We start from the raw sequence: 23,685 nt of genomic DNA, 5'->3' as shown, positions 1-23,685 counted from the left end.
ACATGCCACGACTGCTCGTTTCTTTGTTCCTGCTCTGCCTGACCTTCGCCGGCAGCGCCCACGCCAGCTACATCACCCGCCAACTGAACAAGCCGGTGCCGGGCGGCGTCGCCGTGGTCGACCTCGGCCCGTCCGCCCTGCCGCTGACCGCGCGCTTCGATGGCAAGCCGGTGCTGGTGGTGAAGGAAGGTGCCAACTGGCTGGCCATCGTCGGCCTGCCACTGACCCAGAAGCCCGGCACCGCGACCCTGACCCAGGGCGGTCGCAGCCTGAGCTTCACGGTGGGCAGCAAGAAGTACCAGGAACAGCACATCACCCTGAAGAACCAGCGCCAGGTCAACCCGAACCCGGCCGATCTCAAGCGCATCGACGCCGAGCTGGCCGAGCAGATCAAGGCCTACCGCAGCTTCAGCCCGGGCACGCCGAGCAACCTGATCCTCGACAAGCCGGTCAACGGCCCGTTGTCGAGCCGCTTCGGCGTGCGCCGCTTCTTCAACGGCGAGGAACGCAACCCGCATTCCGGACTGGACTTCGCCGTGCCCGCCGGCACGCCGATCAAGACCCCGGCCAACGGCAAGGTGATCCTCACCGGCAACTATTTCTTCAACGGCAACACGGTGTTCGTCGACCACGGCCAGGGCTTCATCAGCATGTTCTGCCACCTGTCGAAGATCGACGTGAAGCCGGGCCAGGTCCTGACCCGCGGCGCGGTGGTCGGCAAGGTCGGTTCCACTGGGCGTGCCACCGGGCCGCACATGCACTGGAACATCAGCCTCAACGATGCGCGGGTCGACCCGGCGATTTTCATCGGTGCCTTCCAGCCCTGAGCGACAAGCCAGGCGGCGCGGTTGCGCCAATCAAAAAGACCGCGCAACTGGCGCGGTCTTTTTCGTTTGGAAGCGAGATTAAATGCTGGTAAATCGCCGTTTACGCACATTTCTATCAATTATTTCGCGGTGCTTGCCATCTTTCACCCCACTGGGTAGGGTTGAGGGCATGAAAACCTTTGAAATGCTTATCCGCCTTCGCCAACACCGCAGCCTTTGCCTGGTCAGTGCACGACTACCAAGCTGAATCGCGTCGCCTCGCCCATTCCAAATTTTTCCAGTTTCGGCAGGCCCGTTCCAGGCCGCATTAAAGGATTGCTCTCATGTCCATGCTCAAAGACCCTTCGAAGAAGTACCGCGCTTTCCCGACCATCGACTTGCCTGACCGTACCTGGCCGTCGAAGACCATCACCCAGGCGCCGATCTGGTGCAGCTCCGACCTGCGCGACGGCAACCAGTCGCTGATCGAGCCAATGGACTCGGAAAAGAAACTGCGCTTCTGGAAGACCCTGGTCAGCGTGGGCGTGAAGGAAATCGAAGCCTCGTTCCCGTCCGCCTCGCAGACCGACTTCGACTTCGTCCGCACCCTGATCGAAGACGGCCACATCCCTGACGACACCACCATCCAGGTCCTGACCCAGGCCCGCGAAGACCTGATCTCGCGCACTTTCGAGTCCCTGCGCGGCGCCAAGAAGGCCATCGTCCATCTGTACAACGCCACCAGCCCGTCGTTCCGCCGCATCGTCTTCAACCAGGACAAGCAAGGCGTGAAGGACATCGCGGTGAACGCGGCCAAGCTGTTCGTCAAGTACGCTGCCCAGCAACCGGAAACCCAGTGGACCTTCCAGTACTCGCCGGAAACCTTCAGCGCCACTGAAATGGAATTCGCCAAGGAAGTCTGCGACGCGGTCATCGAGGTCTGGAACCCGACGCCCGAGCACAAGATCATCCTCAACCTGCCGGCCACCGTCGAAGTCTCGACGCCGAACGTCTACGCCGACCAGATCGAATGGTTCTGCCGCAACGTCAGCCGTCGTGACAGCGTGATCATCAGCCTGCACTGCCACAACGATCGCGGCACCGGCATCGCCGCCACCGAACTGGGCCTGATGGCCGGCGCCGACCGTGCCGAAGGCTGCCTGTTCGGCAACGGCGAGCGTACCGGCAACGTCGACCTGGTGACCCTGGCCCTGAACCTCTACACCCAGGGCATCGACCCCGAGCTGGACTTCTCCGACATCGACGGCGTGCGCAAGGTGGTCGAAGAGTGCAACCAGCTGCCGGTGCACCCGCGCCACCCGTACGTCGGCGACCTGGTCCACACCGCGTTCTCCGGCTCGCACCAGGACGCCATCCGCAAGGGCTTCGCCCAACAGAAGGAAGGCACCCTGTGGGAAGTGCCGTACCTGCCGATCGACCCGGCCGACATCGGCCGCAGCTACGAGGCGGTGATCCGCGTCAACAGCCAGTCGGGCAAGGGCGGTATCACCTACCTGCTGGAACAGGAATACGGCATCAGCCTGCCACGTCGCATGCAGATCGAGTTCAGCCAGGTTGTGCAGGGTGAAACCGATCGCCTCGGCCTGGAAATGACCGCCCAGCAGATCTACAAGTTGCTGCAGCGCGAGTACCTGCAAGCCAACTCGCCGTATGCGCTGGTCAGCCATCGCCTGCAGGAAGAGAACGGCCACAGCGCCGTGGAAGTGGAAGTTTCCGGCGAAGGCGAGACCACCCTGCACTGGCGCGGCAAGGGCAACGGCGCCCTGGAAGCCCTGGTAGCCGGCTTGCCGGTTGCCGTGGAAATCATGGACTACAACGAACACGCCATCGGCGCCGGCACCAATGCCAAGGCGGCGGCGTACATCGAACTGCGCGTCGCCGGTGGTCGTCCGGTGCATGGCGTGGGCATCGATGAAAACATCACCACTGCCAGCTTCAAGGCGCTGTTCAGTGCGCTGAACCGCTCGCTGAGCCAGCAGGCGGCGAAGGCGGCCTAAGCGCCTTCCGCTGAACGAGAAAGCCCGCATCGCAAGATGCGGGCTTTTTTGTGCCTGCGAGGGTGCTGTCCGGGCTCCATGCAACGGGCAAAAAAAGGGGGCGCCGACCAAGCGCCCCGAACAGCCGTGAAGCACACAACGTAATGGTTATTCGTCGAACATCGCCATCGCCTCGGCGCTGCATTTTTCCACCGCGGCCCAGTCGCCATTCCTGATCCAGCCACTGTCGAGCATCCAGGTGCCGCCGACGCACATGACGTTGGGCAGGCTCATGTAGCTGTGCAGGTTGCTCGGCTTGACCCCGCCGGTGGGGCAGAAACGCACGTCGGCGAAGGGTCCGGCAAAGGCCTTGATCGCCGCCACGCCACCGCTGATCTCAGCCGGGAACAGCTTGAAGCGCCGGTAGCCCATGGCATAGCCCATCATGATTTCCGAGGGCGTGCAGATCCCCGGCAGCAGCGGGATATCGCTGTCGACGCCGGCCTGGAGGATTTCCCGGGTCACCCCTGGCGTGACCACGAACTGCGCCCCCGCCGCCTCCACCGCGTCGAACTGCGCGCGATCGAGCACCGTTCCCGCGCCGACGCATAGCTCCGGCCGCTGCTCGCGCAGGAGCTTGATGGCCTTGAGGCCGTGCTCGGAGCGCAGGGTCACTTCCAGGGTGCGGATGCCGCCGGCGGCCAGGGCGTCGGCCAGCGGCAGGATATCGGCCTCACGGGCGATGGTGATCACGGGAAGGATGCGCGCCTGGCCGCAGATCGCATCGATCCGGGTGATTTTTTCAGCCATGGTCAGCAATGGCTTCTGGCGTTCGAGGGTGGTCATGACAGGGGTCCTTGGCTCATGGGCACCAGTAGATGCGCAAAGGGTCGTGAAGAAAGGCGCGAATCGGCATCTGCGCCAGGTCGTCGCCGGCCAGCGCGGCGCGCAGGGTAGCGAGTTTGCCGGCACCTTGCACGGACAAGGCGGTGAATCCGGCCGCGGCCAACAGTCGCCGGGTCAGGCTCAGGCGCTGATGCGGCACGCTCGGCGCCAGCATCGGCAGGCAGCGACGCTCGCCATCGGCCTGCAGGCCCTGTTGCAGGTTGGGACTGCCGGGGAACAGCGAAGCGGTGTGCCCGTCGTCACCCATGCCCAGCACCAGCACATCGATCGGCGGCAGATCCGCCAGGGCCTGGTCGGTCGCCAGCGCGGTGGCATCCAGGCTGGCCGCATTGCGGTAGAGGCCGAAGAACCGCGCCTTTGCCGCCTTGCCCTGAAGCAGATGGCGGCGCAGCAGGCCTTCGTTGCTGTCGGCATGTTCCACCGGCACCCAGCGTTCGTCGGCAAGACTGACCGTCACCTTCGACCAGTCCAGCGCCTCCTGCGCCAGGGCCTGGAAGAACGCCACCGGACTGCGCCCACCGGACACCACCAGCACCGCCCCGCCCTTCGCCGCGATCGCTGCCCGCAGTTGCTCGGCAACGTCCGTGGCCAGGCGCCTGGCCAACTGCTCGGCATTCTTCAGTTCAAGCGCGGTGACCATCGCCGGCCACTGCAATTCAGATATCGCCATACCAAGACCTCCCATCGCGGGTTATCAGTGCGACCGCTGCCACCGGTCCCCAGGTGCCCGCCGCGTACGGCCGTGGCGCCTCGCCGGATTGCTTCCAGCCGGCGATCAGCTGGTCGCACCATTTCCACGCGTATTCGATTTCATCCTTGCGTACAAACAGGTTCTGGTTGCCACGCATCACCTCCAGCAACAACCGCTCGTAGGCGTCGGGGATCCGCGCGCTGCGAAAGGTGCTGTCGGAGAAATTCAGTTGCAGCGGGCTGCTGCGCAGCTGCATGCCCTTGTCCAGCCCTTGCTCCTTGGTCATCACCCGCAGCGAAATGCCCTCGTCGGGCTGCAGGCGGATGATCAGCTTGTTGCCGATCTGCAAACGCTGTTCCGCCGCGAAGATGTAGTGCTGCGGTTCCTTGAAATGGATGACGATCTGCGACAGCTTCTGCGGCATGCGCTTGCCCGTGCGCAGGTAGAACGGCACCCCGGCCCAGCGCCAGTTGCGGATATCGGCGCGCAGGGCGACGAAGGTCTCGGTGTCGCTGTGGGTGTTGGCGTTGTCTTCGTCCAGGTAACCCGGCAGCGCCCGGCCGTCGCTGTGCCCCGCGATGTACTGGCCACGCACCACACGAGTGCCCAGGCCCTCGCCGCTGATCGGTGCCAGGGCCTTTAGCACCTTGACCTTCTCGTCGCGGATGCTGTCGGCGGAGAGGTCGCTGGGCGGGTCCATGGCGATCAGGCAGAGCAGTTGCAGCAGGTGGTTCTGGATCATGTCGCGCAATTGCCCGGCCTTGTCGAAGTAGCCCCAGCGCCCTTCGATGCCGACCTTCTCGGCGACGGTGATTTCCACATGGGAGATCGAGGTCTGGTTCCACTGGGTTTCGAACAGGCTGTTGGCGAATCGCAGCGCGATAAGGTTCTGCACCGTTTCCTTGCCCAGGTAATGGTCGATGCGATAGATGCGGTTTTCCGGGAAGAACTGCGCCACCGCGTCGTTGACCCGCCGCGACGACTCCAGGTCGTGGCCGATGGGCTTCTCCAGCACCACCCGGGTGCGCTCGGCCAGGCCGACCCTGGCCAGGTTCTCGCAGATGCCACCGTAGACCGCCGCCGGCGTGGCGAAATAGGCGATCAGCGGTGCGTCTGCGGTAACCGCCTCGGCCAGCGCCGGGTAGGCCTGGGCATCGAGGAAATCCATGTGCAGGTAGCTAAGCCGCGCCAGAAAACGCTGCAGGACGCTGACCTCGATATCACCGGAGGCAACGAACTCATGCAGATGCGCCTCGATCGCCGCCAGGTGCTGCTGCTCGCTGCCAGCCTCGCGGGCCAGGGCCAGCAAGCGAGTCTGCGGGTGAAGCAACTCGCTGCGGTCCAGTTGATAGAGGGCCGGGAACAGCTTGCGCAACGCCAGGTCGCCAAGGGCGCCGAACAGGGCAAAGGTGCAGGGCTCAACCGGGATCGAAGACATGATGTAGGTTCTTTTACCAAGTGGTTGTAGAAATACCGTTTTCGACTGTAGTTATCAAGAACAAATGTAGTAAAAACCACAACATCTGGCGGCTCTGGCAGATACAAGTGGTGCAGTAACCATGCCATCAGTAGGATACGACCTTGTGACCACGGCCCGCGCTCGCGCGAATCGGCCGACTCCCCGACCGAAGGAACCCCCATGGACCGCGTGCGAAACCTCCTGGAACAGATCCAGGGCCGTCTCGACGAGCTGAACAAGGCAGAGCGCAAAGTCGCCGAAGTCATCCTCCGCAACCCCCAGCAATCGACCCGCTTCAGCATCGCTGCGCTGGCCCAGGCGGCCAAGGTCAGCGAACCGACGGTCAACCGTTTCTGCCGCTCGTTCGGGGTCAGCGGCTATCCGGAACTCAAGCTGCAACTGGCGCAGAGCCTGGCCAGCGGCGCCGCCTACGTCAGCCGGGCGGTGGAAGCCGACGACGCGCCGGCCGCCTACACGCAGAAGATCTTCGGCAGCACCATCGCCTCCCTCGACACTGCCTGCCAGCAACTCGACCCGGCGCTGATCAGCCGCGCCGTGGACCTGTTGATCCAGGCCCGCCAGATCCATTTCTTCGGCCTCGGCGCCTCGGCGCCGGTGGCCCTGGATGCACAGCACAAGTTCTTCCGCTTCAACCTGGCGGTGTCGGCCCATGCCGACGTGCTGATGCAGCGCATGCTGGCGTCGGTGGCGCATACCGGCGACCTGTTCGTGATCATTTCCTACACCGGGCGTACCCGCGAGCTGGTGGAGGTGGCGCGCCTGGCGCGGGACAACGGCGCCTCGGTGCTGGCCCTGACCGCCGCCAACTCGCCGCTGGCCACTGCCAGCAGCCTGAGCCTGAACATTCCGTTGCCGGAAGATACCGACATCTATATGCCGATGACGTCGCGGATCATCCAGCTGACGGTGCTGGATGTGCTGGCCACCGGGATGACCTTGCGCCGCGGCGCGGATTTCCAGCCGCACCTGAGGAAGATCAAGGAAAGCCTGAATGCCAGTCGGTATCCGCTGGATGATGAGTTGGGCTAAGCGACGCGCATGGACTTTGTGGGAGCGGGTTCACCGGGACGCCGGACAGCCGCGATTGCAGTAGTGAATCCAACATCGCAATCGCGGGTGAACCCGCTCCTACAGAGTCCGCGTCAGCCTTTCCAGGTTTGTAAACTTACTACAAGAACGATTCAGAACGACGTCTGAATCTTCACCCCCGCGACCAGCGCGTTGTCCACCTCGTCCACCGCCCCCGGGCTCTTGATGTACTGCAGGTTCGGCCGCACCGTCAGCCAGTTGGTGACATGAAAGCCGTAGTACAGCTCGGCGTTGTACTCCGTGCGCTGGATCGGCACGAAACCCGGGTTGTCGTAGTCGTCGATGCCACTTGCCGCATTGAGCAGCTCCGCACGCTTCTTCACATCGTCATTGACGTGGATCCGCGCCACGCCGAAGCCGATGTCATCCTTTGGCCGCCCATCGAACGCGCCCTTGTACACCAGCCCGACCTGCTGATAGTTGTCCACCACGTTGGTGGCCTTGTCGTGCACGGTGAAGTTGGCGAACAGGCTCAGCCCGCGGTTGGCATCGCCGTTGTGCGCGGTGACTTGCTGCTGCGCCACCACCCACCAACCATGCTTGCTCGAATGGGTCTGCGACGGGTCCTCGATGTCCTCGGCCTTGGCCGTGCTGTAGTAGTAGCCCAGGCGGTACTCGCCCGGCAGGCCATTGACCTGCGGCGCCCACACCAGCTCCACCGGCAGGATCATGCCCTTGGTGCCGCTGCCGCTGAGCTTGAAGCCGTTGCCCGTTTCCAGGTTGGAAGGGTTCTGCTCGTAGACCCCGACCTGGGCGAAGAACTCCGGCGTGATGTTGTATTTCACCCGCATGGCCCACTGGCTCACCGGCCAGTTGTACCAGATGCCGCCCACCCAGTTGCCCACCTGCGAGCCGCAGAACGCCAGGTTCTGGAAGTCGCAGGGAAAGCTGTTGAAGTCCTCGCCTTCACCGAAGCGCCCGACCTTCACGTCCAGCGCACCGTCGAAGTACTTCTGCTTGACCCACAGCTGCGTCAGCCGCCAGGTCTGGCCGCGGCCCCAGACTTCCTGCACCGAGCTGAACTGCCCGGCGCGCGGGTCGCTGATGCGGTCGTTGGACAGGTTGCGCCCGCTGCGCTCGGTGATCGCCAGCTTGAACTCGGCGTCGTTCCAGCCAAGGATCTTCTGCAGGTCGAGCTTCATGCCGAGGGCGAACTGGTCGCTCCAGCGCGCCGTCCTGTCGTCGTTGTAGCCGCCATGCAGGTTGGTCGCCGCCTCGCCAACATAGTCGAGGGTGAAGTCGTAGCCCTTTTCCAGCAGCTCGGTGCGTGTGCCGCCCCAGTCGCCGCTCATCCATTTCGACGAGGGGTCGAAGGCCCCGGCGCCCAGGGCCGAATTGCTCGTCACCGCCACCAGCAAGGCCAGCGGACTCAATCCCAGACTGCGCTTGAAGTACTCCATCCGTTATTTCCTCGTTTCTTGTTATCGATGGTGATTCATGCACGGCGGCAAAGGTTCAGCGGCCCTTGAACTGCGCCACATTGCCCGCCGCCCGCGGACTGCCGATCCGACCAAGGCGTTCGCCGCTGGCGGCGTCGAACAGCAGCACCCGGGCCGGATCGAATTGCAGGGTCAGGCTGTCGCCGACCCGCGCCGGGACATCCGGCGGCAGGCGGCAGCAGACCTTGGTCTGGTTGAGGGTGACGAACAGCAGCAGGTCCGGCCCGGTGGGCTCGGTGATCTGCACCTCGGCACGCACGCTCGGCAGACCGTTGGCCTCGGCAGGCGCCAGGCCGATCTGTTCCGGGCGGATGCCGAGGATCACGTCGCGATCCTCCAGACCCGCCTCGCTGAGCCCCAGTGGCAGCTCGCAGCGCGCCTGGCCGCTGTCGAGCAACGCCACCAGGCGCCCTTCGCGACGTTGCAGGCGCAGGGGGATGAAGTTCATCGGCGGCGAACCGATGAAGCTGGCGACGAACAGGTTGGCCGGGTCGTTGTAGATCTGCTGCGGCGTGCCGAACTGCTGGATCAGCCCGTCCTTCATCACGGCCACCTTGTCGCCCAGGGTCATGGCCTCGATCTGGTCGTGGGTCACGTACACCGTGGTGGTCTTCAGGCGCTGGTGCATCAGCTTGATCTCGGTGCGCATCTCCACCCGCAGCTTGGCGTCGAGGTTCGACAGCGGCTCGTCGAACAGGTAGATCTTCGGCCGCCGCGCCAGCGCCCGGCCCATGGCCACCCGCTGCTGCTGGCCACCGGAAAGCTGGCCGGGCTTGCGCGCCAGCAGGTGCTCGATCTGCAGCAGGCGCGCGACCCGCGCCACCTCCTCGTCGATGGCCGCCGCCGGCATCTTGCGGATCTTCAGGCCGAAGGCGATGTTGTCGCGCACGCTCATGGTCGGGTACAGCGCGTAGGACTGGAACACCATGGCAATGTCGCGGTCCTTGGGGCTCATGCCGCTGATGTCGGCGTCGTCCACCAGGATCGCGCCGCCACTGATGTCCTCCAGCCCGGCGATGCAGTTCATCAGGGTGGATTTGCCGCAGCCGGAGGGGCCGACCAGGATCAGGAATTCCCCGGAGTCGATCTTCAGCTCGATGTTCTTCAAGGTATCCGGCAGGCCGCTGCCGTAGCTCTTTTTGACGTTGCGCAGTTCAAGCGTTGCCATGCTTCACCCCTTGACCGCGCCGGCAGTGAGCCCGCGCAGGAAGTATTTGCCCGCGAGGACATAGACCAGCAGGGTCGGCAGGCCGGCGATCATCGCCGCGGCCATGTCGACGTTGTATTCCTTGACCCCGGTGCTGGTGTTGACCAGGTTGTTCAGGGCCACGGTGATCGGTTGCGCGTCGCCGCTGGCGAACACCACGCCGAACAGGAAGTCGTTCCAGATCTGGGTGAACTGCCAGATCAGGCAGACCATGATGATCGGCACCGACATGGGCAGCAGGATCCGCCCGAAGATGGTGAAGAACCCCGCCCCGTCCAGCCGCGCCGCCCGCACCAGGGCCTCCGGCACGCTGCAGTAGTAGTTGCGGAAGAACAGCGTGGTGAAGGCCAGGCCGTAGACGATGTGCACCAGTACCAGGCCGGTGGTGGTGCTGGCCAGGCCGAGCTTGCCGAGGGTGAAAGAGGCCGGCAGCAGCACGGTCTGGAACGGCAGGAAGCAGCCGAACAGCAGCAGGCCGAAGAACAGTTGCGAGCCACGGAAGCGCCACATCGACAGCACGTAGCCGTTGAGTGCACCGAGCAAGGTGGAAATCAGCACCGCCGGCACGGTGATCTTCACCGAGTTCCAGAAGTAGCCGCCCACCGTGTCCCAGGCCTTGATCCAGCCGATGCCGGTCACCACCTCGGGCCAGCTCAGCAGGTTGCCGGTGCGGATGTCGTCCGGGGTCTTGAAGCTGGTCAGGAGCATCACCAGCAACGGGATCAGGTACACCGCGCAGGCGGCCAGCAACGTCGCGTAGATGGCAACGCGGGAAACTCTAGTCATGGCGCTTGCCTCGCAATTCCGAGTACAGGTACGGCACCAGGATCGCCAGGATCGCCCCGAGCATGAGGATCGCGCTGGCCGAGCCCATGCCCATCTGGCCACGGCTGAAGGTGAAGGAGTACATGAACATCGCCGGCAGGTCGGACGCGTAGCCAGGGCCGCCGGCGGTCATGGCGGCGACCAGGTCGAAGCTCTTGATCGCGATATGGGCGAGGATCATCAGTGCGCTGAAGAACACCGGGCGCAGGCTCGGCAGGACGATGCGCAGGTAGATGGTCGGCAGGCTCGCGCCGTCGACCTGGGCGGCGCGCACGATGGACGAATCGACCCCGCGCAGGCCGGCGAGGAACAGCGCCATGACGAAGCCCGAGGCCTGCCACACGGCGGCGATCACCAGGCAATAGACCACCCGGTCCGGGTCCACCAGCCAGTCGAAGCGAAAGCCCTCCCAGCCCCAGTCACGCAGCAGCTTGTCCAGGCCCAGGCCGGGGTTGAGCAGCCATTTCCAGGCGGTGCCGGTGACGATCATCGACAGCGCCATGGGGTACAGGTAGATCGTGCGGATAAAGCCTTCGCGGCGGATGCGCTGGTCCAGCAACACCGCCAGGATCACGCCGACGACCAGGCTGATGGCGATGAACAGGCCGCCGAACACCAGCAGGTTCTTGCTCGCCACCCACCAGCGGTCGTTGTCCATCAGCCGCGCGTACTGGGCCAGACCCACCCACTTGTAGCTGGGCATGAAGCTGGAGTTGGTGAAGGACAGCAGGAAGGTCCAGAGGATGTAGCCGTAGAAGCCGACGAGCACGATCAGCATGCTCGGGGCCAGGACCAGTTTCGGCAGCCAGCGCTGGAGAGCGTCCAGGGGGGAGGCTCGCCGTTGGGCGATTGCAGTGGTCATGATCGGGGATCTCCGGTGTGCCAGAAGATGATGCTTTGGTCTGGCGAGGACCGTGTGGGAGCGGGTTTACCGGGACGCCGGACCGCCGCGATTACGGTGGTGAATTCACTGACGCCATCGCAGGTGAACCCGCTCCCACAAGGACCGCGTAGGCCGCTTGCTACTTGGCCGACTTGATCGCCGAATCCAGTTGCTTCACCGCCGTCTCCGGCGACGCCCCCGGATCATTGAGGAAGTTGGTCACCACATCGAAGATCGCCCCCTGCACCGCCAGGGTCGTGGCCATGTTGTGCGCCATGCTCGGCTGCAGCCCGTCACCCTTGGCCGCTTCCTTGAAGTCCGCCGACGACTTCTGCGTGCAGGCGTCGAACTGGCTCATGTCCATGTCCTGGCGCACCGGCAGCGAGCCCTTGTTCTGGTTGAACACGGTCTGGAACTCCGGCTCCAGGGCGACCTTGGCCAGGTCGTTCTGCGCCTTGATGTCGTTGGCGCTCTTCAGCTTGAACATCGCCAGCGAATCGATGTTGTAGGCGAAGCTGCCCTGGGTCCCGGGGAACGGCACGCACTGGTAGTCCTTGCCCGCCACCTTGCCGGCGGCGGTCCATTCGCTCTTGGCCCAGTCGCCCATGATCTGCATGCCGGCCTTGCCGTTGATCACCTCGGCAGCGGCGATGTTCCAGTCGCGGCCGGCGCGGTTGGGGTCCATGTAGGTGCCGAGGCGCTTGAGGGTGGTGAACACCTCGACCATCTTCGCCCCGGTCAGGGTCTTCTCGTCGAGATCGACGAAGGCCGCGTGGTAGCCCTGCGGGCCGAGGATGCTCAGGGCGATGTCCTCGAATACCGTGCTGTCCTGCCACGGCTGACCGCCATGGGCCAGGGGGATGAAGCCGGCGGCCTTGAGCTTGTCGGCGGCGGCGAAGAGTTCGTCGAGGGTGGTCGGCACCTTGGCCCCGGCCTTGTCGAACACCTGCGGGTTGATCCACAGCCAGTTGACCCGGTGGATGTTGACCGGCACGGCGACGTAGTGGCCGTCGTACTTCATGATCTCGGCGACCTTGGCCGGCAGCAGGCTGTCCCACTGGTTGGCCTCGGCCACCTCGTCCAGTTCGGTGAGCAGGCCCAGGGCACCCCATTCCTGGATATCCGGGCCCTTGATCTGCGCGGCGGCAGGCGGGTTGCCGGAGATGGCGCGGGTCTTCAGCACGGTCATGGCGGCGGCGCCACCACCGCCGGCGACGGCGTTGTCCTTCCACACGAAGCCGTCTTTCTGCACCTGCTGCTTGAGGGTTTCCACCGCACGGGCTTCGCCGCCGGAGGTCCACCAGTGCAGGACTTCCACGGTGCCGGGGTTATCGGCCAGGGCGCTCAGGGGAAACAGCGAGGCAAGGGAAACGACGGTGGCAAGTCGGGTGATCGCATTCATCGATAGGAGCCTTTCTTGTTGTTATGCCGGGCAAGTCAGGTGCTTGCGCTTGCATTGGAGTCTAACCAGACACCGTGGCAGGGAAGTAACGAAGGGATGCTCGAATGTCACGCCGTGGTGACATTCGCAGTGTCAGGCCGCCCGTGCGATGTGCCGCACCTCACCCGCGATACCTGGGCAAACTCAAGGTCACCCGCAAGCCACCTTCCCGCAAGTTCCTCAGACTCACCTCGCCCCCATGGCTATGCGCGATATTCCGCGCAATCCCCAGCCCCAACCCGTACCCCTGCTGCGTCCCCGCCAGGCGGAAATGCGGCTCGAACACCTGCTCCAGCCGCTGCGCCGGCACCCCCGGCCCCTCATCGTCGACATGCAGGACAAACCCGTCTTCGCCATCGAGCATCCGCAGGTGCGCCCGCTCGCCATACTTCAGCGCATTGTCGATCAGGTTCCCGATGCACCGGCGCAGCGCCAGCGGCTTGCCCGGATACGCCGCCTCGGCCCGCCCGGTGACGGTGACCTGGCCACTGGCGAGATAGGGCTCGACCAGGCATTCCAGCACCTGGTTGAGGTCGATGGGCTCGATGTTCTCGTGGATATCGGTGTCCTTCACGCATTGCAGCGCGCCCTTCACCAGCATCTCCAGCTCGTCGAGATCACGGTTGAACTTGGCCTGCACCTGCTCGTCCTCCAGCAACTCCACCCGCAGCCGCAGGCGCGTGATGGGCGTGCGCAGGTCATGGGAAATCGCGCTGAACAACTGGCTGCGCTCGGTCAGGTAGCGGCTGATCCGCTCGCGCATGGCATTGAACGCCCGCGCCACTTCTTCCACTTCGCTGCCACCGCCTTCCACCACCGGCTCCACCTCGGCCCCCAGCGACATCTCCCGCGCCGCCAGGGCCAGGCACTTGAGTGGGCGGCTCTGCCAGTGCACCAGCAGGCCGATGAACAGCAGCAGGAAGAAACTGGTGAAGCCGATGAACCACAGCTGCTGGCGCGGCAGGCCTTCGTCTTCCAGGGTGGTGTAGGGCTCCGGCAACAGCGAGGCGATGTACAGCCATTCACCCTCGGCCAGGCGGATCTGCGTCACCAGCACCGGCGGCTCCACCGGCTCCAGGGTCAGCGCGTAGTGCGCCCAGGAGCGCGGCAGCTCGTCGAGCTTCAGGCCGCTGTTGAAGATGCGCAGGTCCTGCGGGCTGACGAACTCCACGGAAATCAGCATCTGCTCGCCCAGGCGCTGGCGCAGCACCTCGTCCACGGCGGCGACCACCGCGTCCTTGCGCGGCGTGGACGGCAGCGCGCGCATGTCCAGCGGTCGCTCGTTCAGCGAGACGAAGAAGCGCGTGCCGCCCATGCTGCGCAACTGGTCCAGGGCCAGCGGGCGATAGGCCAGGGGCAACGAGCGGAAGTAGCTGACGCTGGCGCTCATCGAGTGGGCCAGGCTGCGGGCGCTGGCCACCAGGCCCTCGCGCTGGCTGGCGCGCAGTTGCGAGAGCCAGATCACGCTCGACAACCCCTGGGCCACCAGCACCACCAGCAAGGTCAGCAGCAGCATGCGCCCCAGCAGCGAGCGCGGCAGCGGCAGGCGCCGGCGGCGCTCAGTACGCGGGCGCAACGCTGGCCGCCAGCAGGTAGCCGCTGCCGCGCACGGTGCGGATCAGGCGTGGGGGTTTGTCGGTGTCGCGCAGGCGCTGGCGCAGGCGACTGACCGCCATGTCGACGATGCGGTCCAGCGGCATCGGCTCGCGCCCGCGGGTGGCGTTGCCGATGGTGTCGCGGTCGAGGATCTGCTGCGGATGATCGAGGAACAGCTTGAGCAGGGCGAAGTCGGCGCCGGAGAGAATCACTTCCTCGCCGTCGCGGTGGAACAGGCGGTGGCTGATCGTGTCCAGGCGCCAGTCATCGAAGGCCAGCACCTCGCCGCCCGGGGCCTGGAAGCCGGCGCGGCGCAGCAGGGCCTTGATCCGCGCCTGCAATTCGCGCGGGCTGAAGGGCTTGCCCAGGTAGTCGTCGGCGCCCATCTCCAGGCCGATCACCCGGTCGACCTCGTCGGAGCTGGCGGTAAGCATGATGATCGGCACCCGGGCCTGACGCGGATGCTGGCGCACCCAGCGGCACAGGCTGAAGCCGTCCTCGTCGGGGAGCATCACGTCGAGGATCGCCAGGTCGCAGCCCTCGGCGTCCAGCGCCTGGCGAAAGCCCGCGCCATCGGCCACCGCACGCACCTCGAAGCCGCAGCGGCTGAGGAAGGCCTGCAACAGTTCACGGATTTCCTGGTCGTCATCGACCAGCAGGATCGACTTGCTCATGACCGCATTCCTTGTCGTTCATACCCGGCCAGTGCTGCCCAGTGCCTGCTGCAGTGCCACGCCGGCGCCGAGCAGGCCGGAGAATTCGGCGGTCACCAACCATACCGGGATGCCGGCGAAATAGCCGCTCATGCAGCCCTTGTCGGCAAAGCTCTCGGCGAAACCGCTGCGCAGGAACAGGCGGCTGAAGCGCGGCACCACGCCGCCGACGATATACACGCCGCCACGACCGCCCAGGGTCAACACGTCGTTGCCGGCGACGCGGCCGAGGAAGCGGCAGAACTGCTCGATCACCGCCAGCGCCACGGGCTCGCCGGACAGCGCGGCCTCGGTGATCGCCGCTGGCGTGTCCAGGCTTGGGGCATACCCGTCCAGCGCGCAAATGGCGTGGTACAGGCGCAGCAGGCCGCCGCCACTGAGCACGGTCTCGGCGCTGACGTGGCCGGTGTGCTCGGCGATGGCCTGGCGAATCGCCGACTCCCGCGCGTCGTTAACCGGCAGGTCGACATGTCCGCCCTCCCCCGGCATCGCCAGCCAGCGGCCTTCTTCCAGGCGCAGCAGGCTGGCCACGCCCAGCCCGGTGCCGGGGCCGATGATCAGCGCCGGGCGGCTCGGGTCGGCCTCGCCGGCGCAGACGCTCACCCGTTCCTCCGGACGCAGGCGGGTCATGCCCAGGGCCATGGCGGAGAAGTCGTTGACCAGCAGCAGGTGCTCGATCTGCAAGGCCGCGCAGAAGGTGGCGCGATTGATCCGCCAGTGGCTGTTGGTGAAGCGGAATTCGTCGCCGGACACCGGCCCCGCCACCGCCAGGCAAACCGCTTCCAGCTCGCCGCGGGCGATGCCCCGGGCTTGCAGGTAGACGCCGATCGCCTGTTCCGGACTGCTGTAGTCCGCGGTGGCGAACACCTGCACGTCGTGCAGGGCATCGTCGCGCCAGAGGGCAAAGCGGGCGTTGGTACCGCCGATGTCACCGACCAGCGCGACCTTCATTTGCAGCCCTCCAGCGCCTGGGTAAAGGCGCTGGCGCCCTTCTCCGCCGGGCTCAGGGCCTGGCGCATGAAACCGAACAGTTCACGCCCGCAGCCGAGGTCGTTGCCGAGCGGCGCCGCAGGCAGCTCGCGGGCCGCCAGCTCTTCGGCGGGCACCCGCACCAGCAGCGTGCCGTCGGTGCCGTCGACCCGCACGATATCGCCGTCGCGTACCCGCGCCAGCGGGCCGCCGTCATAGGCTTCGGGACAGACGTGGATAGCCGCGGGGATCTTGCCCGAGGCACCGGACATGCGCCCGTCGGTGACCAGCGCGACCTTGAAGCCGCGGTCCTGCAGCACGCCCAGGAACGGGGTCATCTTGTGCAGCTCGGGCATGCCGTTGCAGCGCGGTCCCTGGAAGCGCACCACGGCGACGAAGTCGCGCTCCAGCTCACCGGCCTTGAAGGCGTCGGCCAGTTCCTGCTGGTCGTGGAAGACCCGCGCCGGAGCCTCGACCACCTGGTGCTCGGGCGCCACGGCGGACACCTTCATCACCCCGCGCCCGAGGTTGCCTTCCATCACCCGCAGCCCGCCTTCCGGCGAGAACGGCCGGGCCACGGGACGCAGGATCGATTCGTCGAGGCTGTCGAACGGCCCGTCGCGCCAGACCAATTGCTCGCCATCGAGAAACGGCTCCTGGGTGTAGCGGCGCAGGCCATGGCCGACGATGGTGTTGACGTCCTCGTGCAGCAGCCCGGCATCCAGCAGCTCGCGGATCAGGAAGGCCATGCCCCCCGCCGCCTGGAAGTGGTTGATGTCGGCCTTGCCGTTGGGATAGACGTGGCAAAGGGTCGGCACCACCTCGGAGAGGTCGGCCATGTCCTGCCAGGTCAGCTGGATCCCGGCCGCCTGGGCGATGGCCGGGATATGCAGGGTGTGGTTGGTCGAGCCGCCGGTGGCGTGCAGGGCCACCACCGAGTTGACCAGCACCTTCTCGTCGACGATCTCGCCCAGGGGCATGAACGCGCCATTGGCCTTGGTCAGGCGGGTGACCTGGCGCGATGCCTCGTCGGTGAGGGCATCGCGCAGCGGCGTGTACGGGTTGACGAAGGACGCGCCTGGCAGGTGCAGTCCCATCACTTCCATGAGCAACTGGTTGGTGTTGGCGGTGCCGTAGAAGGTGCAGGTGCCGGGGCTGTGGTAGGACTTCATTTCCGATTCCAGCAGTTCCTCGCGGCTGGCCTTGCCCTCGGCGTAGCGCTGGCGCACATCGGCCTTTTCCTTGTTGGAAATGCCCGACGGCATCGGCCCGCCGGGGACGAAGAGGATCGGCAGGTGGCCGAAGCGCAGCGCGCCCATCAGCAGGCCGGGGACGATCTTGTCGCAGATGCCGAGCATCAGCGCCGCGTCGAACAGGTTGTGCGACAGGGCAATGGCCGTGGACATGGCGATCACTTCGCGGCTGGCGATACCCAGCTCCATGCCTGGCTCGCCCTGGGTGACGCCGTCGCACATGGCCGGCACGCCACCGGCGAACTGGCCGACCGAGCCGATCTCGCGCAGCGCCTGCTTGATGCGCTCGGGGAAGTGCTCGTAGGGCTGGTGGGCGGAGAGCAGGTCGTTGTAGGCGGAAACGATGGCCACGTTGGCGGCGTTGGTCAGGCGCAGGGCTTGCTTGTCGTCGCTGCCGCAACCGGCGACCGCGTGGGCGAAGTTGGCGCATTGCAGGCGGGCGCGCATCGGCCCTTCGCTGGCGGCGCTGCGGATCAGTTGCAAGTAGCGTTCGCGGGTGGGACGGCTGCGAGCGATCAACCGTTCGGTGACCTCAAGAATGCGCGGATGCATGAACTGGACTCCAGGCTAAACGGTGGTGGCGGCGGTCTGGCGATTTCCCCTTCCAAACGATTGCGCCTACGCTCAAGGGTAGGGGGCAAGGAAAGGTTCGACTCACTTGTTTTGTTGTGATCCGAACAAAATACTGCCAGCAGCTTCGCTTGTTTTCTATTTGTTTCCGATTAATCTTGTAATTAAAACAACAAACAGTCAGGACAGCACAAGAGGTGGCCCCATGACTATTCGTATCGCAATCAACGGCTTTGGCCGCATCGGCCGCAACCTGCTGCGCGCACTCTATACCCAAGGCTACCGCCGCGACCTGCAGGTCGTCGCCATCAACGACCTCGGCGACAGCGCAATCAACGCACACCTGCTCCAGTACGACAGTGTCCATGGCCATTTTGCAGCACAGGTCGAACACGATCATGAAAGCCTGACGGTCAATGGCGACCGCATCGCGGTCAGCGCGATTCGCAATCCGGCGGACCTGCCATGGCAGGCCGAGGGCATCGACGTGGTGTTCGAATGCACCGGGTTGTTCACCGACCGGGCCAAGGCCGCCGCCCACCTTGCCGCCGGTGCGCGCAAGGTGATCATCTCGGCGCCGGCCAAGGGCGCGGATGCCACTGTAGTCCATGGCGTCAATCACGACATCCTGCGCGCTTCGCACCAGGTCATTTCCAATGCCTCCTGCACCACCAACTGCCTGGCCCCGGTGGCCCAGGTGCTGCACCGCGCGTTCGGCATCGAGCAGGGGCTGATGACCACCATCCACGCCTACACCAACGACCAGGTGCTGACCGATGTCTATCACAGCGACCCCTATCGCGCCCGCGCCGCGACCCAGTCGATGATCCCCAGCAAGACCGGCGCCGCCGAGGCGGTTGGCCTGGTGCTGCCGGAACTGGCCGGCAGGCTGACCGGCATGGCGGTGCGGGTGCCGGTGATCAACGTGTCGCTGGTCGACCTGACTGTCACCCTCGCCCGGGAGACCACCCCCGAGGAGGTCAATGCGCTGTTCAAGGAGGCCAGCCGTGGCTCGAACGTCCTCGGCTACAACGACCTGCCGCTGGTGTCCTGCGATTTCAACCACAACCCGCTGTCGTCGATCTTCGATGCCAATCACACCAAGGCCAGCGGTAGATTGCTGAAAGTCATGGCCTGGTACGACAACGAGTGGGGGTTCTCCAACCGCATGCTGGATAACTGTCTGGCACTGTGGAGCGCGAGATAAGGACTATCTGACACGCCTAGGAAATCAAGACTGCATCCTGCCCCTGTGGGAGCTGGCTTGCCAGCGATGAGGCCAGTACCGACAACCCTGTCGCCAGGTCCGGCCAAATCGCTGGCAAGCCAGCTCCCACAAGGCTTTTCGCCGTTTTCGGATACGGTGTTCTGCCCTTCTTCACGAACGTGCGCTTGACCAACAGGGTTGATGATAAGCATTATCATTAACAAATTCCGGTCGAGCACCGTCGTGAGCCACTCCCAATTCAACTCCGTTTTCCTCGCCCAACGGGTCACCCTGCTGCGCACGCTGCAGCGCATGGTGGACAACCCCAGCACCGCCGAAGACCTGCTCCAGGAAACCTACCTGCGGGTCACCCGCGCCCTCGGCGAGCGACCCATCGAGCACCTCGAACCCTTCGTCTTCCAGACCGCGCGCAACCTCGCCCTGGACCACCTGCGCGCGCGCCGGGTGCAGGCGCGGACGATGCTCGACGATGTTCCCGAGCAGGTGGTGCACAACGTCGCCGCCCCCACCAGCAGCGCCGAGGACGCCGCCCATGCCGAGCAACTGCTCAAGCGCCTGAGCACGTCCCTGTCCCAACTGACCCCGCGCCAGCAGCGCATCTTCATCCTCAGCCGCCTGCACGGTGCCAGCTACCTGGAAATCGCCGAGCAACTGGACGTCTCCGCCAGCACGGTGCAGAAGGAACTGAAACTGATCATGGCGATCTGCATGGGTGTGGCCGATCGGCTCAACGGTATCTGATGGCGGCTTGCCTGATCCTCCGTTTGCCCCGATCATGACGCCCCATTACAAGACTGCCGCAGCACCGCAAGGACCTTCCGTGACCGACCCCGCCCCTCATCGCCCCGCGCCGGACCCGTCTGCCCGCGACCAGGCCATGGACGCGGCGCTGGACTGGCTGATCCGCCTGCAATGCCCCAGCGAGGACGACACCCGCGCCTTCGAGGCGTGGCTGGAGGCCGACCCGGCCAATGCCCAGGCCTACGTCGACGCCGAAGCGCTGTGGAATGGCAACCTCATGCGCCAAGCCGCTGGCGACCTCCACGAGCAACGCAAACCCTCGCGCCTGCAGCGCCTGCGCCCGCACTGGAAACCGCTGAGCGCCGCCGCCGTGGTGCTGGTGGGGATCTTCACCTTGGGCAACCTGCCGGTGCGCCTCCAGGCCGATCACCTCACCGTGGTCGGCGAACGCCAGCGGCTGCAACTGGACGACGGGTCCCGGGTCCTGCTCAACACCAATTCGGCGTTCTCCAGCGATATCGACACCCGCCAGCGGGCCGCCCGCCTGTACCAGGGCGAGGCCTATTTCGAAGTCCCCGGCGGGCGCACGCAGCCCCTCGAACTGCAGGCCGGTCCGCTGCGCGCCAGTGTGCGTGACAGCGATTTCGCCGTGCGCTACCTCGACGGCGAAGCCCAGGTCCGCGTGCAGCGCGGCGACATCGACGTGCTCGCCAGCAGCGACCAGCGCATTCGCCTGCGCAGCGGCGACAGCCTCCGCGTCGGCCGCAACGGCGTGCCCCAGCGCGAACCCGCCGACCTGCAGAAGGGCCTGGCCTGGGTCGAGGGTCGGCTGATCTTCGAAAACTGCCCGATGAGCGAAGTGCTTGCCGAGCTGCGTCGCTACTACCCGGGCTGGATCATCAACACCAACGACAAGCTGGACCAGGTCGCGGTGACCGGCAACTACCGCCTCGACCAGCCGCTGGAAGCGGTGCGTTCCCTCGCCCACATCACCTCGGCGCGGGTCCAGGAGTTCCCGGCGGTGGTGATTCTCAACTGAGTCGAAAGTTTTTTTACGCGATCCCCTGACGCCATACGTCTCGTTATAGCCAATGCAACTGATTCTTATTTTTGAGTCAGACGTAACCTATAACAACGCGCGACAGGGAGCGCCTTTCGATGTCTACCGGATCCACCATCTCCGCACGCAAACCGGGCCTGCAACGTTGCACGCTCTCCCTGTTGACCCTGGCCATGCTCGCCAGCGGCGCCGTCAGCCTGCCTGCCCTGGCCGCCGAGCCTGCGCAGGCTCCGGCGCAGCGCATGGGTGACTACCGGTTCGCCATCAGCCAGCAACCGCTGGTCTCCGCCCTCAACGCTTTCACCGCAGTGACCGGCTGGCAGGTCGGCCTGTCCGCCGAGCTGGCCGACGGCGTGGTGTCGCCGGGCGTGCGCGGCGCGCTGCCACCGGAACAGGCCCTGCAACGCCTGCTGCTGGGCACCGGGCTGACCTACCGCAAGCTGGGCAGCAACAACGTCGCCATCGAGCGCAGCCAGACCCAGGCCATCGCCCTGCAGCAGGTGACCGTCAGCGCCACCCGCAGCGCCCAGGACGTCAGCCAGGTGCCGAGCACCGTCAGCGTGCAGACCCGCGAACAGCTCGACCGGCAGAACGTGAAGAACATCAAGGACCTGGTGCGTTACGAGCCGGGCGTGTCGGTCAGCGGCACCGGCCTGCGCAGCGGCCTGACCGGCTACAACATCCGCGGCATCGACGGCGAGCGGGTGCTGACCCAGGTCGACGGCGTCGCCATCCCCGACAGCTACTTCTTCGGCCCGTACGCGCAGACCCAGCGCAACTACGTCGACCCGGAGATCGTCAAGCGCGTGGAAATCCTCCGCGGCCCGGCCTCGGTGCTGTACGGCAGCAACGCCATCGGCGGCGCGGTGAGCTACTTCACCCTCGACCCGGACGACATCATCAAGCCCGGCCAGGACGTCGGCGCGCGCCTGAAGACCGGCTACAGCTCGGCCGACGACAGCTGGCTGAAGTCCGCCACCGTCGCCGGCCGCCAGGGTGAGTTCGACGGCCTGCTGCACCTGAGCCGTCGCGACGGCCATGAAACCGAATCCTACGGCGAGCACGGCGGTACCGGACTGAGCCGTACCGAGGCCAACCCGACGGATGCGCAAACCGACAACGTTCTCGCCAAGCTCGGCTGGAACTACGCCGACGACGCGCGCCTGGCGCTGACCTACGAGCACTACAAGGACGATCGCGACTTCAACGAGAAAAGCTCCGTGGGCGGTCCGTTCACCCCTAGCCCGCTGAACATGTACCAGGCCCGTACCGGCAGCGACGTGGTCACCCGCGAGCGCTTCGGCATCAACCACGAGTTCGCTCTCGACAGCGCCCTGGCCGACCACGTGAAGTGGAGCCTGAACTACCAGATCGGCAAGACCGACCAGCGTGTCGCGGAAATCTACCGGCCGATCTACACCGTCGAGCGCACCCGCAAGACCACCTACAAGGACCGCCAGTGGATCCTCGACGCCCAGGCCGACAAAGCCTTCAGCATCGGCGACACCGAGCACCTGCTGACCTACGGCGCCACCTTCAAGCGCAACGAAGTGACCGGCTCGCGCAGCGGCACCGCCACCTGCCTGACCACCGGCTTCGGCTGCGTCACCGGCCAGCCCAACGCCTCCGGCACGCTGCGCGAAGTCAGTGACTTCCCCGATCCGACCGTGAAGACCTACAGCGTCTTCGCCCAGGACGAGATCCGCTGGAACCAGTGGACCTTCCTGCCGGGCCTGCGCTACGACCAGACCCGCCTGGAACCCCATGCGACCGACGAGTTCCTGCGCGCGATCGGCGGTACCGCCGACCCGATCAACCTCGACGAGAAGAAATGGCACCGCGTCTCGCCCAAGTTCGGCGTGACCTATGCCTTCAACGACAACTACACCTGGTACGGCCAGTACGCCGAAGGCTTCCGCACCCCGACCGCCAAGGCCCTGTACGGCCGCTTCGAAAACCCGGGCGTGGGCTACAGCGTCACCGGCAACCCGAACCTGGAACCGGAGACCAGCAAGAGCTACGAGACCGGCCTGCGCGGCAACTTCGACGCCGGCAACTTCGATGTGGCGGTGTTCTATAACAAGTACCGCGACTTCATCAACGAAGACGCCGTGCAAGGCACCAACATCGGCCAGAACTTCGAGGCCAACAACATCAAGCACGCCACCATCAAGGGTGCCGAGTTCAAGGGTCGCCTGAACCTGGATCACTTCGGCGCGCCGGCCGGGCTGTACAGCCAGGGCTCGCTGGCCTATGCCTGGGGCAAGAACGAGGACACCGGGGCGCCGATCAACAGCGTCAACCCGCTCACCGCGGTACTCGGCCTGGGCTACGACCAGGACAACTACGGCGGCCTGCTGAGCTGGACCCTGGTCAAGCGCAAGAACCGCGTCGACGACACCACCTTCTACGCGCCGGACGGCACCAGCAAGCAGTTCAAGACACCGGGCTACGGCGTGCTCGACCTGACCGGTTTCTACAAGGTAACCGACGATGTGACGGTCAATGCCGGCCTGTACAACCTGACCGACAAGAAGTACTGGCAGTGGGATGACGTGCGCGGCTACGACGGCATCGGTGAAGCGGGCGCCACCGCGCCGGCCAACCTGGATCGCCTGACCATGCCGGGTCGCAACTTCGCGATCAATGTGGTGTGGGATATCTGATCGACGCAGGTCCCATGTGGGAGCGGGGGGACCCCCCCAAGTGGGGGTGGGGTGGGATAAACCAAAGCCGGGGGAACCACCCCCACCCCGGGCGGGGGGGGGGCGGAAATTTCCGGCCAAAACAA

General features: G+C 65.4%; 19 protein-coding genes. 7 read left to right on the top strand and 12 right to left on the bottom strand.

Annotation, left to right across the window (positions count from 1 at the left end; genetic code table 11):
- The first annotated feature begins 2 nt into the window (after positions 1-2).
- Positions 3-827: a peptidoglycan DD-metalloendopeptidase family protein gene (locus tag V0R59_RS08525; RefSeq protein WP_330075094.1), complete on the top strand. Its 825-nt coding sequence runs from the start codon at positions 3-5 to the stop codon at positions 825-827.
- Between the two features lie 323 nt (positions 828-1,150).
- Positions 1,151-2,824: a 2-isopropylmalate synthase gene (leuA, locus tag V0R59_RS08520; protein ID WP_330075095.1), complete on the top strand. Its 1,674-nt coding sequence runs from the start codon at positions 1,151-1,153 to the stop codon at positions 2,822-2,824.
- 147 nt (positions 2,825-2,971) lie between these two features.
- Here leuA and V0R59_RS08515 read toward each other — a convergent pair whose 3' ends face one another.
- From V0R59_RS08515 to zwf, 3 genes are read right to left on the bottom strand one after another with little or no spacing between them, the layout of a single operon-like run.
- Complete coding sequence (locus tag V0R59_RS08515; protein WP_330075096.1) at positions 2,972-3,649, bottom strand: bifunctional 4-hydroxy-2-oxoglutarate aldolase/2-dehydro-3-deoxy-phosphogluconate aldolase; 678 nt, start codon at positions 3,647-3,649, stop codon at positions 2,972-2,974.
- Between the two features lie 16 nt (positions 3,650-3,665).
- Positions 3,666-4,379 (bottom strand): 6-phosphogluconolactonase, encoded by a 714-nt coding sequence (gene pgl, locus V0R59_RS08510; protein ID WP_330075097.1) that lies wholly within the window; start codon positions 4,377-4,379, stop codon positions 3,666-3,668.
- Positions 4,366-5,838, bottom strand: coding sequence for a glucose-6-phosphate dehydrogenase (zwf, locus tag V0R59_RS08505; RefSeq protein ID WP_330075098.1), 1,473 nt, complete (start codon positions 5,836-5,838; stop codon positions 4,366-4,368). The genes pgl and zwf overlap by 14 nt, the downstream gene beginning before the upstream one ends.
- Before the next feature lie 210 nt (positions 5,839-6,048).
- Here zwf and V0R59_RS08500 point away from each other — a divergent pair, with 210 nt between their 5' ends.
- On the top strand, positions 6,049-6,909 hold the full coding sequence (locus tag V0R59_RS08500) for a MurR/RpiR family transcriptional regulator (protein WP_330075115.1): 861 nt from the start codon (positions 6,049-6,051) through the stop codon (positions 6,907-6,909).
- A 152-nt stretch (positions 6,910-7,061) separates the two neighbouring features.
- Here the strand turns inward: V0R59_RS08500 and V0R59_RS08495 are convergent, their stop codons facing one another.
- From V0R59_RS08495 to edd, 9 genes are all read right to left on the bottom strand, one after another.
- Positions 7,062-8,369, bottom strand: a complete 1,308-nt coding sequence (locus V0R59_RS08495; protein WP_330075099.1) for a carbohydrate porin — start codon at positions 8,367-8,369, stop codon at positions 7,062-7,064.
- Positions 8,370-8,424: 55 nt separating this feature from the next.
- A complete protein-coding gene (locus V0R59_RS08490; protein WP_330075100.1) occupies positions 8,425-9,576 on the bottom strand; it encodes an ABC transporter ATP-binding protein in 1,152 nt (383 codons plus the stop codon).
- 3 nt (positions 9,577-9,579) lie between these two features.
- Positions 9,580-10,401, bottom strand: coding sequence for a carbohydrate ABC transporter permease (locus V0R59_RS08485; protein WP_330075101.1), 822 nt, complete (start codon positions 10,399-10,401; stop codon positions 9,580-9,582).
- Positions 10,394-11,302 carry a carbohydrate ABC transporter permease gene (locus tag V0R59_RS08480; RefSeq protein ID WP_330075102.1) on the bottom strand — a complete coding sequence of 303 codons (909 nt, stop codon included), beginning with the start codon at positions 11,300-11,302 and terminating at the stop codon, positions 10,394-10,396. The genes V0R59_RS08485 and V0R59_RS08480 overlap by 8 nt, the downstream gene beginning before the upstream one ends.
- 160 nt (positions 11,303-11,462) lie before the next feature.
- Positions 11,463-12,725, bottom strand: coding sequence for an ABC transporter substrate-binding protein (locus V0R59_RS08475; RefSeq protein WP_330075103.1), 1,263 nt, complete (start codon positions 12,723-12,725; stop codon positions 11,463-11,465).
- Positions 12,726-12,885: 160 nt separating this feature from the next.
- Complete coding sequence (locus tag V0R59_RS08470; RefSeq protein ID WP_330075116.1) at positions 12,886-14,280, bottom strand: ATP-binding protein; 1,395 nt, start codon at positions 14,278-14,280, stop codon at positions 12,886-12,888.
- Between the two features lie 43 nt (positions 14,281-14,323).
- The gene (locus tag V0R59_RS08465; RefSeq protein ID WP_330075104.1) at positions 14,324-15,034 is read right to left on the bottom strand and encodes a response regulator; all 711 of its coding nucleotides are present in this window, start codon (positions 15,032-15,034) and stop codon (positions 14,324-14,326) included.
- Between the two features lie 18 nt (positions 15,035-15,052).
- Positions 15,053-16,024 (bottom strand): glucokinase, encoded by a 972-nt coding sequence (locus tag V0R59_RS08460; RefSeq protein ID WP_330075105.1) that lies wholly within the window; start codon positions 16,022-16,024, stop codon positions 15,053-15,055.
- Positions 16,021-17,847, bottom strand: a complete 1,827-nt coding sequence (gene edd, locus V0R59_RS08455) for a phosphogluconate dehydratase (RefSeq protein WP_330075106.1) — start codon at positions 17,845-17,847, stop codon at positions 16,021-16,023. The genes V0R59_RS08460 and edd overlap by 4 nt, the downstream gene beginning before the upstream one ends.
- Positions 17,848-18,070: 223 nt before the next feature.
- Between edd and gap the strand changes: the two genes are divergently transcribed.
- The 4 genes from gap to V0R59_RS08435 all read left to right on the top strand — a co-directional run bounded on the left by gap (position 18,071) and on the right by V0R59_RS08435 (position 23,560).
- On the top strand, positions 18,071-19,072 hold the full coding sequence (gap, locus tag V0R59_RS08450) for a type I glyceraldehyde-3-phosphate dehydrogenase (RefSeq protein WP_330075107.1): 1,002 nt from the start codon (positions 18,071-18,073) through the stop codon (positions 19,070-19,072).
- A 243-nt stretch (positions 19,073-19,315) separates the two neighbouring features.
- A complete protein-coding gene (locus tag V0R59_RS08445; RefSeq protein WP_330075108.1) occupies positions 19,316-19,834 on the top strand; it encodes an RNA polymerase sigma factor in 519 nt (172 codons plus the stop codon).
- Between the two features lie 79 nt (positions 19,835-19,913).
- Complete coding sequence (locus tag V0R59_RS08440) at positions 19,914-20,873, top strand: FecR family protein (RefSeq protein WP_330075109.1); 960 nt, start codon at positions 19,914-19,916, stop codon at positions 20,871-20,873.
- A 119-nt stretch (positions 20,874-20,992) separates the two neighbouring features.
- Complete coding sequence (locus V0R59_RS08435) at positions 20,993-23,560, top strand: TonB-dependent receptor (RefSeq protein ID WP_330075110.1); 2,568 nt, start codon at positions 20,993-20,995, stop codon at positions 23,558-23,560.
- Positions 23,561-23,685: the final 125 nt, after the last annotated feature.

The organism is Pseudomonas ulcerans, from assembly GCF_036324125.1.
Taxonomy (GTDB): Bacteria; Pseudomonadota; Gammaproteobacteria; order Pseudomonadales; family Pseudomonadaceae; genus Aquipseudomonas; species Aquipseudomonas ulcerans.
This window is presented reverse-complemented; position numbering and strand designations above follow the sequence as displayed.